General features: G+C 46.4%; 8 protein-coding genes. 3 read left to right on the top strand and 5 right to left on the bottom strand.

Annotated features, from left to right (window positions below; genetic code table 11):
- Positions 1 to 100: 100 nt before the first annotated feature.
- Both ACTJKB_RS15165 and ACTJKB_RS15170 read left to right on the top strand, forming a co-directional pair.
- Complete coding sequence (locus tag ACTJKB_RS15165; protein ID WP_440835045.1) at positions 101 to 1003, top strand: NAD(P)-dependent oxidoreductase; 903 nt, start codon at positions 101 to 103, stop codon at positions 1001 to 1003.
- 94 nt (positions 1004 to 1097) lie between these two features.
- Positions 1098 to 1574 carry a GNAT family N-acetyltransferase gene (locus tag ACTJKB_RS15170; RefSeq protein ID WP_440835046.1) on the top strand — a complete coding sequence of 159 codons (477 nt, stop codon included), beginning with the start codon at positions 1098 to 1100 and terminating at the stop codon, positions 1572 to 1574.
- Positions 1575 to 1589: 15 nt separating this feature from the next.
- Here the strand turns inward: ACTJKB_RS15170 and ACTJKB_RS15175 are convergent, their stop codons facing one another.
- The 3 genes from ACTJKB_RS15175 to tkt all read right to left on the bottom strand — a co-directional run bounded on the left by ACTJKB_RS15175 (position 1590) and on the right by tkt (position 5685).
- Positions 1590 to 3032, bottom strand: a complete 1443-nt coding sequence (locus ACTJKB_RS15175; protein WP_440835047.1) for a M14 family zinc carboxypeptidase — start codon at positions 3030 to 3032, stop codon at positions 1590 to 1592.
- A gap of 252 nt (positions 3033 to 3284) precedes the next feature.
- Entirely contained in the window at positions 3285 to 3602 is a 318-nt protein-coding gene (locus tag ACTJKB_RS15180) for a pyrimidine/purine nucleoside phosphorylase (protein WP_440835048.1), read from the bottom strand.
- Positions 3603 to 3636: 34 nt separating this feature from the next.
- The gene (gene tkt, locus ACTJKB_RS15185) at positions 3637 to 5685 is read right to left on the bottom strand and encodes a transketolase (RefSeq protein ID WP_440835049.1); all 2049 of its coding nucleotides are present in this window, start codon (positions 5683 to 5685) and stop codon (positions 3637 to 3639) included.
- Positions 5686 to 6147: 462 nt separating this feature from the next.
- Between tkt and ACTJKB_RS15190 the strand changes: the two genes are divergently transcribed.
- Complete coding sequence (locus tag ACTJKB_RS15190) at positions 6148 to 6795, top strand: hypothetical protein (protein ID WP_440835050.1); 648 nt, start codon at positions 6148 to 6150, stop codon at positions 6793 to 6795.
- 108 nt (positions 6796 to 6903) lie between these two features.
- Here ACTJKB_RS15190 and ACTJKB_RS15195 read toward each other — a convergent pair whose 3' ends face one another.
- Together ACTJKB_RS15195 and ACTJKB_RS15200 are read right to left on the bottom strand one after the other, a co-directional pair.
- Positions 6904 to 10020 carry a hypothetical protein gene (locus ACTJKB_RS15195; RefSeq protein WP_440835052.1) on the bottom strand — a complete coding sequence of 1039 codons (3117 nt, stop codon included), beginning with the start codon at positions 10018 to 10020 and terminating at the stop codon, positions 6904 to 6906.
- A gap of 759 nt (positions 10021 to 10779) precedes the next feature.
- Entirely contained in the window at positions 10780 to 13041 is a 2262-nt protein-coding gene (locus ACTJKB_RS15200) for a hypothetical protein (protein ID WP_440835053.1), read from the bottom strand.
- Between the last annotated feature and the right edge of the window lie 10 nt (positions 13042 to 13051).

Consider the following 13051-nt stretch of genomic DNA (forward strand, 5'->3'; position numbering starts at 1 on the left):
GTTTGCCGCTAGAGCAAAGCACGGTTTTGTGGAACAAGCCCTGGGGGCGTGATAGAATATAACAAAGCATGCCATTTCAAAGAGCGAAGGTGGAAACGGAATGAAACAGATCGGCTTTATCGGACTCGGAACAATGGGTGCACCTATGGCTTCCAATCTGCTGCGCAGCGGATTTGGGGTTACAGTGTACAACCGGACATCAAGCAAAAGCGAACCTCTCAGGGCAGAAGGCGCCCAGGTGGCTGCAACATCTCAAGAAGCCGCCAAAGGCAAGGATGTTATTATTACCATGATTAGCAATGATGATTCTATCCGTGAAGTATTCTATGGCGCAAACGGTATCCTGGACGTGATCAAACCGGGAGCAACCGTAGTCGATTCCAGTACAATATCTCCTGATTTGGCCCGTGAAATTGCCGCAGCCGTGGAGGAACGGGGTGGAAAGTTCCTGGATGCGCCAGTAACGGGCAGCAAACCCGCCGCCATTGAAGGCACACTGGTATTCATGGTTGGCGGCAGTGCTGATGTCATTGAAGAGCACCGGGATATCTTCGACTCTATGGGCAGACTGCTGCTGCATATGGGCGGCAACGGCAGCGGTGCAGTTGCGAAGCTGGCACATAACGCTATGGTCGGCATTCATAATGTCGCGCTCGCCGAGGGCTTCTCCATCGCGGTAAAATCCGGCGTTCCCGCTGACAAGTTCCTGGAACTGGTGAAGAACGGATCGGCCGGCAGCAAACAAGCTGAGCTGAAGGGCCAGAAGATCATCGATAATGATTTCAGCAACCAGTTCTCCCTTGCGCTGATGCTGAAGGATCTCAAGCTGGCTTCCTCACTCAGTGACTCTACAGGTGTGCCCTCACCTATGCTTGGCGTAGCCAAAAGCATGTTCCAGGCCGGGTTCAACCACGGCTTCGGGGACGAAGACCTGTCCGCAGTGGTAAAATCGTATGAAGAATGGATTGGCCAGAAGATCGGCGACGGCGCAAGCAAGGAATAAGCATTCTTTTCTCACATACCCCGGTTTTAATTTGGCGCAGCTGGAATTTCAGGCTGCGTCTTTTGATGGCTAAAATACCAAGGAGGAAATCAATATGCTGTTTATCCAGTTAGCTGATCCATTAGACGCTCCTGCGTTAGCTAAAGTCCAAAAAATCACATTTGATCACGACGCCCAGCGGTTTCAGAACAAAGCTGAAGACGGACCACCGGGATATAGCTCCAGTTCCTGGCAAAGCGAGATGATGGGGAAAGGCCTATATTACAAGCTGCTTGCAGATGACTCTATCATCGGCGGAATGCTTGTATTCGCTTCACCGGATGAACGGGAATGTCATCTCGGCCGTATTTTCATCGACCCTTTATATCAAAACCGGGGGTACGGGCAAGATGCATTCAACTTCCTGTTCAGCACTTTCCCCAATGCGCAGAAATGGACACTGGATACCCCTTCATGGGCGGTCAGAAACCAATATTTCTATGAAAAGCTGGGATTTGTGCAGATCGCAGAAGTTCCGCTCGAACATAGTGAAGAAACACTGATTCAATATGAACGAACCCAGAAGCAGTAATGAATTTGATTGATATTACGGAGTAGTTACAGGTTCTAACTGTATACCCCCGGATGTCTCCACTTCCGTAGCCGTATTTTGCCCAGTATCCTCTATTGGCCACTTGAGCTCTGCCTTACGCCCGTCAATCCACCAAGTTCCGCTTGGGGTGGAGGCCAGCAGCCAGGTTCCCCATCTTCCCGATACTTGAACGGTTTGCGGAGCGAGGACAGTCACCTTAGGAGAGAAGGCATCCGGATATTTATAGGCGGGTGAACTTACTTTTAATTCAGCAGTTGCCTTGATCTCCTCGATGATCGTCAGCTTTCCCGGTGATGGATGGATCCATCCCTGTCCTTCATTGGCCTGAACCTGGTACCAGTCTCCCTTCCGGGCAATCACATGAATTTTTTGCGGTTGCAGCTGGACACCGCCCGCCTGCGCTCCTATTTTAGAATATAGCTCTGTTCCCCCTACCAGACTCATAGATTGCTGAAGATACTGAATAGTCTGCTTCGTAAGCCATAATGAATAGGATTGCGTTGCGGAATACAGCCCAACCTCTTTATTTTCAGACCAGATTCTGTTGAACTGATTTAGCGGAACACTGCTCTCACCGGCATAATTTGCAATCTCAATAGTAAACCCGGGACGGCCATACTCTTGAATGAACCAATCCTTATACCCGCCGCCCGAAGGGTTCTTCTCCGGAGTCACCAGAGAGTAGCCTGTCAGGTTGCCAAGTGCCCGGGCCATCGTTTTGTCGCGGGTCAGATTGCTGTTCAAGGTATTGAAATGCCAGAATATGATTTCACCGGAGCTATGGTAGGAAATGGTGACTTCTGGATCAATCTTATGAGTAAAATCCATCATCATCTGAACTTCAGGTGCTTGCCCCGGCTTCTGCCCCTTATAATTCTGATACGAAGGATACTTAGCCGCATTCTTAATCGTATTCCAACTTGCCGGATATTGACGATTAAGGTCAATTCCCTGCATATTTGCTTTCCAGCGGGTAAAATTTGTGCTGTTTCCGTTATACTGACGCAGCGTTTGGGCTAGACTTACCGGCAACCCTGCTGTACCTTGTTGAGACAACGTAACTCCATCCGGATTTACCATCGGAACGATCCAAATGCTGACTTCATCCAGTAAACTGCGTACGTTGTAATCACCGATTTTACTATTACTATTATAGGCCTCAGCATAAGTATCGATCATTTTCATCAACAATGAACTTGTCATCCACTCTCTGGCATGATGAGAACCGTTAAGAAACAGTACGGATTCCCCTCTCCCTAACTTCACTGCAAACAATTGCCGCCCATATGCGGTTTGTCCCAGTGATTCATAAGATACGAGGTCGGGGTATTGCTTCACTACTCTCTCAATATCCCTTTGCATTACCGTATAGGAGTATACCTGATTGGGGTTCACAAGGTTTGCCGATGCCTGTGCTGGTCCGGTAGTAACGAACAAAGAGCCTAGTAATATAAAACTTAATAAAAATAGCGTAACCTTATGTATTTCCTTGCAAAACCCTGACTTTATCACATTTCCATCTCCCATTCTATCTGCTTGAGGCACTCTAGCCTCTCTCGTAGCTAGTGGAAGTATATGAGAATGTATTCATGTCGTCAATATTAATAATTAGTAGATTTATCTGCCTGAAACAAAAAAAGTGTCCCAGCAGCCGAAGCTGTTGAGACACTCTTCATTCCTTGGCTTAAATTACAAAACCGGGTAAGAACAGCAATAATCAGTTAATGCGAATACTTCCAGCGAAAATTTGGAATTGCCGGGAACGTGGAAGGTGTCTGTGCCCTTGATTTCTTTCCAAATGTCTGAGCCGGGAAGCAGTACTTTTAGATCGCCGGACAGAATTTCCATCGTCTCAGGGCCTTCGGTACCGAATTCATACACTCCAGGCAGCATGATGCCGAGCGTCACCTTAGTGCCGTCCTGCAATGTAACTGTACGGCTGGTAACTTTTCCATCGTAATAAATATTAGCTGCTTTTTGAATTGTCGCGTTGGTGAACTGACTCATCTGCTTATTCTCCCCTTTGTCCTTAATCCGTCTATTATAGCAGGGCCTTCACGCGGCTGACTACATTTTCAACCGTAAAGCCATATTCTCTGATTACAGTATCGCCAGGTGCGGAAGCGCCAAACGTTGTAATACCCAGGATATCACCCTGATCACCGGTGTAACGTTCCCAGCCGAAGGATTGCGCCATTTCAATAGCCAGACGCGCTTTGACTTCAGGCAGGATAACAGAATCACGGTAGGCTTTATCTTGCTTCTCGAACAGATCCCAGCTCGGCAAACTGATGACACGGACATCGATGCCTTCTTCGGCAAGAGCAGCCTGTGCTTTCACAGCCAATTGAACCTCGGAGCCTGTTGCGATAATTTGTGCCTGCGGTGTACCGTTCTTGGAATCGGAAACCACGTATCCGCCGCGTTTGATGTTATCACGCACACCGTCTACCGTTCCTTGCAGGATCGGCAGGTTTTGGCGGGTCAGCACCAGCGCTACCGGATTTGAAGTGTTTTCCATTGCATAGGCCCAAGCGGCAGAGGTTTCATTGCCGTCAGCCGGACGGATAACCGTAAGGCCCGGAATGATACGCAGGGAAGCGAGCTGCTCGATAGGTTCATGCGTCGGACCGTCTTCACCAACAGCGATACTGTCATGCGTAAGCACATAAGTTACCGGAAGCTTCATAATCGAAGCCAGACGAACCGCCGGACGCAGGTAGTCGGTGAATACGAAGAACGTACCGCCGAATACTTTGAGACCACTATGCAGGGCAATCCCGTTCATCGCCGCAGCCATACCGAACTCGCGTACACCGAAATAAATATTGCGGCCATCATAGGAATCCGGAGTGAATTGTTCGAGACCGTTCAGATGGGTCATTGTCGAGCTTTCCAGGTCAGCAGAACCGCCCACCAGTTGAGGAACTCCCGCAGTCAGTCCGTTCAGGGCATTACCGGAGGCAACACGGGTGGACACCGCTTTGTCTTCAGCTTTGTAGAATGGCAGATTCGCATCCCAGCCTTCAGGAAGTTCACCCTTCAGAGCCGTTTCGAGCTGAGCTGCAAGCTCTGGGTATGCTTTTTTGTATGCCGCGAATTTCTCGTCCCATGCTTTGTTGGCTGCAATGCCTTTTTCCTTCACTTCGGCAAAACGGGCACGGACTTCATCAGGCACATAGAAGTTTTCTTCATATACCCATTTGTAGAAATCCTTCGTCAGCTTGGCTTCGTCTGCTCCCAGCGGGGAACCGTGAGTACCGCCGTGGCCGCCTTTACCTTGTTTGTTCGGGCTGCCATAGCCGATAACCGTCTTCACTTCAATCAGTGTCGGCTTGCTGCTGTCGGCTTGAGCTTCACTAATAGCTTTGCCCAGCGCAGGAAGGTCGTTGCCGTCTTCCACACGCAGAACCTGCCAGCCATAAGCTTCAAAACGTTTGGCTACATTTTCGGAGAACGCCAGATTCAATTTGCCGTCCAGAGAGATATCATTGGAATCGTACATGACAATCAGTTTGCCAAGCTTCAAATGGCCGGCAAGCGAAGCAGATTCGGAAGAGATTCCTTCCATTAAATCGCCGTCGCCGCAGATTGCGTACGTATAGTGGTCAATTACATTGTGTTCGCCTTTATTGTAGGTAGCGCCCAATTGAGCCTCAGCCATCGCCATCCCTACTGCCATCCCGATACCCTGACCCAGCGGACCAGTAGTGGCATCAACACCTGCAGTATGGCCGAACTCCGGATGTCCCGGTGTCAGGCTGCCCCATTGGCGGAATTGCTTCAATTCTTCCATCGGCAGATCATAGCCGCTAAGGTGCAGCAGGCTGTACAGCAGCATAGAACCGTGTCCTGCGGACAAAACAAAGCGGTCACGGTTGACCCAGGTCGGGTGCTCCGGATTATGATTCATAGTCTTCGCAAACAGCTGATACCCCATTGGAGCTGAACCCATCGGCATTCCCGGGTGTCCGGAATTCGCTTTTTCAATCGCATCGATAGCAAGCGTACGGATCGTCGTGATGGCCAGGTTGTCCACTGTGGAGTTTTCTTTTTTGTGGATTGCTTGTTCTTTTGCCTGTTCAGTCATGAAAATAATCCTCCTCTAATTCAAGAATGTCATTTTGACTATTATTGTATCACTAAAGTGGAAGCATTTCCAATTGTTTTTGTAAACTCGATGTTCGAACAGCTTATATTTTGCGGTTTCAGTCTAATCTATGCATCAATTTTCCAGTGTTTCACAACAGCTAACCCCCTCACAAGAGCAGTAAAAAAACAGCCCGCACTTTGAAAAGAACAGGCTGCCAGAGCAAAAATAGAGTATGATAGAATCATAAATGAAAACGTTTTATTTCAGATGTAACGAAGGAGCTATCCCCTTAAACGTTCTGCAACATACATAAGACCAGTTCACAACTTAGGCTTTGGTCCAGTACCCGAATTAGACTAAAGTTTGTTTTACAATGCTGGAATATACAGTAAGATGGAATTACTTAAGTGAGCGGTTATACCAAATTATTCATATTTCCAGCAGAAAGGAATCGCGAAGATGACAGCAAATCATAATATCTACGTTGTGCTTACCGGAACGGGCACTGCTTTTAGCGGGCTCATTAAATGGTTTACCAAAGCCGAGCTCAATCATGCTTCGATTGCTTTTGACTGTGAACTGCGCGAGGTCTATAGCTTCGGGCGAAAAAAAGCCTACAACCCCTTTGTCGCAGGGCTGATCCGCGAGGACTTTATCCATCCCTTTTATAACAGTGCGGACTGCGCAATCTATCAGCTCAGAGTGAGCAAAGACGAATATGAAAAGATGTACAACCACGTGAAGGGCATGATGGAGCATCAGGACCGCTACAAATACCATTTGTTAGGCTTGATTGGAGTTCTCCTGAATGTGAAAATCAATCGGGAAGACGCTTATTTCTGCTCCCATTTTGTCGCCTCAGTGTTCGAAGAGTCTGCTGTTCATCCGGTAGCCAAGCCCTCCTGCTTCGTGACTCCCGAAGATTTCGCTGACTCTCTGTGCGCTCACAAAATCTTCAGCGGCAAGCTGTCCTACTATATGCGCAGAACACACAGAATGACAGTCCACAATTCTGGTGTACACACTTCTTCAGGGTCCGCAGTTCCGGCTTCCGTTGCGGCAAGATTGATAAGGCTGCAAGATGAGCGTGCGGAAGGGGTTGTCTGAACGCCCGCTCTCCGCACGCTGCTGCTTACATAGAATACCTAACTACAGTCTGGTTCAAAATGCTCAGGTTCAAAATTCACAAAGCTAAGATTTGCTTATCCGCATCTTCTATTTGACCCTATGGCTCTGAAAATATTCTGTCCAGTCTCCCAGCACGGTAACGGTTACCGCATCTATTTTGGTGTTGTACTCATTCTTTGCGGTGAAAGTAAATGTAACTGGACCGTCAGGCAGTTTTTCAAAGTTGGGATCGTACAATTCACCGCTCCATAACGTTTTCCCGCTGTCTGTAGGACTAAGCTGCGCCGTATACCCGCCAGACATTACTACATCAATCGTATCTGGCAGCCCGGTTGCATTCGCTTGCAGCACAAAACGTTCTCCTGCCCAATACACACTATACCCGCGCGGACTCTCTGCACTCCCGCCTTTATTCAAATTGTAGGCTTGACGGTTGGCATTCCACTCTGCCGTATGCTGAACCCCACCCTTAACTGTAAGCAAATTGACCATAAAATATTTCCGCGGGGACACGGTGCTCCAGTTGAAGCCGTCATAGACCTCTACCTCGGCAGCATACTTCTGATTCTCTACCAAGGCGCTGGATGGTATTGGCCACTGTTTGTCGCTTGATGCTTGTTCGCCGGACTGCACCGTAACTTCTCCGGTAGTCAGATTAATGATTCTTACCTTATAACGCTGCTGCAGATCTCCGTCTTCGTCATGATACTCCCATTTGATGATTGGAGTCAGCGTACTGACGATCGTTGGACTAGCCTGGCTAGTGCTGGCCGGGTATGTGATATCAGCTGTAGGGATACGGTTCACAACCGTAAGAGTTTGAGTCAGTTCCCGGTACAGCCCCAATGAATCCGTAATCCTCTGCCGCAGGGTAAAAGTACCGTTCGAACTGAATTGCTTGGTAAACATGCTCTGCGTACCCGCCAAGCTCTCCGCCCCACCTGATGGCTTCAGGAAATATTGATGCTTAATGCTATCACCTTTCGGTAAATCGGCATCTGTAGCTGTACTTTTAATCTGGAGTACATCTGTACGGTAGATTGGTACCTGTGCTGCGTCTCGTCCGGTATCTGTGATCAGGGTAAAGCCCGGATGCGGCGGGTTGTCGATGATGAATGCTTTCTCATTCGAAAGATCCGACCAGGACTCTTTAGAGAATACACTTCCATACAGGTAGAAATATTTAAATCTTTCGAAAGTTTGATCTGGAACTTGATATTGCCGCAGCGACCCAGTACTATCCGTGTTTTCTACAGAATACCTCAGCAGATCGTCTCCTTTCGAGAAAAAATCCAAGTGGAACTTTTCCTGAACATCATTCTCCGGGTCAGAGTAGGTCCACTTAATCAAAGGATCTCCTTGAAGCTCGGCATCTATAATCGTTGGATTACTCGGTGCTCCTGGAGGGGAAGTCAGGACCATAGATGGTGCAAGATTCTTCGTCACACTTACTTGGAGTACGGCCACATTGGATTTATCTCCGATTTGGTCTATGGCCCAATGCTCCAGGGTGTACACTCCCGGCTCTGGAAAGGTAAGATTCACATTTGATGTTCGGTATGACTTTATGGCCCCATCACTGTTTGTTACTTTCCAGTAGTAGGCTAAGGAGCCTTGATCGGATGTATCTTCGTCCACATCATTTGAAGAGTAGGTCAGGGTATCATACTGATGGGCCGTTGCAGAACCGTTTATAGCGGCTACAGGCGCGTGGTTCTTTACAATAAATAATTGTGTAGCGTTTGAACTAAGCGATCCATCCGAAGCCGTTAGCCGCATTTCCCAGCCGTCTGAGATTGCCTGCTTCGGAGAAATCCCATTACGGGCAATGAGGTCCCGAATGGTCAGGGATTGGTACCGATTGTTACCAGACCAGTAATACGGACTGCTGTTTACCCTTGCATTCCATGTGTACGTGAGTGCATCGCCATCTTCATCCGGATCTGGCGTTTGATTATCCAGGGTGATCAGCGTGTCCCTATAGACTTCATTGGGCATGTTAAACGCAGCTACCGGCGGATGATTCACTACCTGTACGTTTTGGCTGTAGGTCTCGGACCATAGCCCCCGGTTGTCACGGACCTGTAAGCTAATTTGATAACTCCCTACCCCATATGCCGCGATATTAGGCGGTGTATTCGCTCCACCATAATGCGACCACACCATATTCCATCCATCCTTAACCACACTCCATTTATATGTATCCAGTGGGTCATTGTCCGGATCGAAGGATTTATCTATAATCGTCGTGGCCTTACGGTATGACACAATGCTAGGGTCAACGGTGAACATGGCCACTGGGGGTAAATTCCCTGCAGCAGTTCCAATGGTGCGTTGGCACCAATCACTCCATGCACCAGCTCCATTATCTCCATCCACATCCCGCACCCTTAGCCGGATATCATAATTATCTTTGGTAGAGATAGCGCCTGTTGGTTGGCCATCGGTCCACATTTCCTCATAGCTTTTTTTGTACTGCCACTGCCATTGCATGAGTCCTTTATCTGCTCTGGATACATGATCCAAGTCGTATGAACTGTCAACGAGTTGCACGGTAGAGCCGACAAGCTTCGCGGCAAAAAGTGCAATTGGCTTCCGGTGGACCTTGAAACTCATGGTTGATGCTGCATCCCTGCTCCACATCTGATAATCCGAAAATGCGGCATTCGCTTTGGGATTGTCCTTAGCCTGATACGTCACCACATATTCCCCCGTGTATGGGAATGAATTGTACAATTGAGTCCTCCATAATCCAGAATCATTGATCATTCCCATTGAATTTTCAAAATAGTTCGGATCATGATCATATCTTACACGTTCTGCATATTTAGGGTCACTTTCATAGTCCTTGTAGGTTGTCCCGCTGTTCTCAACAGGTGTGTTTACCAGGACAAATGCACTTCGCTTCAGCCTAATCCTGACTTTTACAGTCATTGATGTAGAAGCAGACATATCAGATGGATCTGCGACCTTTACATTGATTGTGTAATCCCCAGGAGGAATAGAATCCGCAATTACATCAATAGGTATCGAGAACGGTTGATAACTTTTCGTCTGCTTGACCACCGTTTTTTTGTAGAATACGTTTGGTATCTCTGCACTCACAATCAGATCATCATTGTCCGGATCATGAACATAACCTTCGATATTCATCGTGTTCCGCCCTGGTTCATTCTGCAATACCTGATCGTTAGGCGAATTCAAACTAATCGTCGGCGGTCCATTTTCTTCTAATGGAATGACAAAATTCATGATACGGCCTATCATGGGGGTACTAAATCCATATTGTGGACCTAACTTCCATAATGGTTGTTTTCCTGCTGTCCAGGCTAGTCTAACAAAAAGAGCCATAGGAGTTCTACCGGGAACAACACCATATGAAGTACCGAGACTATAGCCTGTAGCATATGGAGCATCTGCAGCCAAATTAAAAGATGTGGCAAAACTACCACCAGAGACGGAGAGTGGACCCTGGAAGTAGTGATTATCTAACATATTAGTTGCCAAACTAGGATGACTCATTTCATATATACCACAACCATAATAATCCAAATTATCAGGATATTTTAGCGGGTATTCATCATCCCCTAATGCTCCTACACAAAATTGTAATTCCTCTACTCGTGCATCATCTGAATCAATAGGTGCGTCCAATGTCGTATTTGTTGTAAGTTTTGCATCTGGATTAAGATCATAAGTGATTTTTCTTGTTGTTTTATCATATTGTATATTGGAGAAGATTAACGTATTGGTACTCCCTGTTGTTGCTCCACCATAAGGACTGTTAAAAGTGGATTGTGATGCAGGAATAGTGATTTTTTTATAATTGATAATATTCGGATTATCACTCGTTGCATATGCTGTTTCGGTAAAAACGTTCAACTCAGAAAGAAGGCTAAACAGCATTAAAAATGGCATAATATTTAATAATATTCTTTTAATCCGCACCATCTTGCTCACCCCTTACCAAGACCAGTCAACTTCTGGCCCGCGGTTCTTCACTTCGACAATTCGCTCTGATTGCGCTTGCCCATCCGAATTTGTTGATCTACGATCACTCTCTGTCACAAATTCTTCTATCGTCGGTTGGCCAAACTCCTCAAAAACGGTTAACCGGACCTCATATTTCCCAACCTCACTTACTTCCAGGTTTAGACGGTCCTTATTTTCATTGCTGTATATTACCCACGGCTCGTTGTTGAAATTGCCATCATTATTGGAATCATAACGATACTCCCATAGCCGCCGACCAATAACATCTTTATCCGGTGAGTAGGACATATCGTCAATTGAAACAAGCGCTTTATTCCCATTTTCAGGGCTACGATAAGCTGTACTCACCATGGAAAAATAGTTTACGGGTGCTTCATCCGGAACAATAGTAAATGTAATGGATGTGCTTGAGGAATAACCTAAAGTATTCTCCACATAAATAGCAGCTTTATAGGTACCAGGTTTTTTGAATAGTAAATCCTTCGTTTCAAAATGCCCCAATGCTCCGCTGTACTTTATATCTGCATTCGTTCCTCCAGTAAGAGCCGTTAGGGTCACATACGTTTTTTCAGGCACCAACGGAAACCGTGTAGGACTTGTACTGCTATTTTTCAGTATCACCTTACGATTTTGCTTAAGGGTCCCTCCTACGCTTAAACCGGCTTCAGGTTCTGGCTTAATCACTGTAATCTTTGTGCTCGTACTACCAAACTGCAGATCATTATCTACTACGGTTAGTAGAATGTTGAACTCCTTACCGACCTGAGCCTCGCTATACCAGGTGGTGCCTTTAGATACATTGCCTATGTTTTCCTTTGCACCTGGCGTATCCCACCAGTAGTCCTTGATCGTTCCATCGGGATCATAAGATAACCGACCATCAATAAGGACATCATCGCCTGCTTTCACCTCACTTGGAGCATTGATGACGGCTACAGGCGGCTTTCCTTTGGGTGCCGGCGTTGATGCCGGTGGTGGAAATGTGACTGTCGGAGTCTTCTTGTATACGCCTGCCGCAGATTTCAATTTAACTTCTAGCGAATCGATCTCTCCTGCTTTGGTATAAACCTTTTTATTGAAACGCACGATTACTGACAAATCATAATTTTGCGTAAATTCTTCTCCAGAAAAATCTGCCGTAGAAATTTCAAAGTCAAAATCTTTGCTTGCCGTTAAGGATTTGGCGTTTTCCTTTTTTGTCTGCAGTGTCCCGTTTTGGTCTTTCTTTTTAGCATAAAACACCCATTCTTTGATATTCGCTACATCCGAGTAGGCTTGAAGTTCACCCTTCACGGAGATCCGGACGGGTACTTTATCCGTGATTTTAGCTGGATTGGGATTGGGCTTAATGAGGGTAACGTCCCCTGTAAGGGTCGGTTCCGTGGGGAGATTGTAGTCGAAAGAAACATTGCCGCTGTATTTGTAGGAGGTGACGTTTGTGGAGGCGGTGAAATAATAATCAAGAAATATGGCATAACGTCTGCCCGTAGCCCATCCTCCCTTCCAACTATCAGGAAGGTTTTCAGTGCCATAATTACCTAATGATGCACTGGTTTTGTAGTAGATGATAAATTGATTGCCATTAACGATATTATGACTGACATAAGTAGGCGGGAGTACATCCGGGTCTGTAAGGACATGTAATTGAACAGAAGATTCTACGATATTCTCAGAATCTATAATTTGGTCTACACTTTTGTTGTACCATTTCACGCCATCCCTTGACACATCTGACTTGGTTGCAATAGTCATGTCCGGGGGATCATTTCTAGGTGTCCCCGAACCTTGGCCATTTTCATCCTTATGCTCTTGAGAGTTTGAATACTGATCCCACTGATTAATTTGCCAGCGGATACCGTCAGAATATCTCCAAATAGAATTACCTGGTGTCGTTTTAAATGGTTTCTTCCAGGAAGAATAATAACCTAATACATTATCAATCCTTTGTTTCGCTTCTACTCCTTTTAATGTGACCTTCACTTTACCATTCTCGATAGAGAGCGATACTTTCTGATTGGTGCCGTTATATTTTAACGATGAGGTATTAATAGAAGAACTAGAAACTCCACTAGGCAAGGCCAAATAGTAAGTCTGTTGGCTATTCGTGGATCCAGTAAGAACTTCAGTAGGCAAGGATATTGTTTTATTTTTTGAATCCGCTGCTTGAGTAGAGTTTGGGACGCTAGGGAAAAACAAGATAACGAGAAGTAAAACAATGTAAATTTTTTTCATTTTTTATTCC

Source organism: Paenibacillus sp. 22594 (assembly GCF_052044425.1).
GTDB lineage: Bacteria > Bacillota > Bacilli > Paenibacillales > Paenibacillaceae > Paenibacillus_AQ.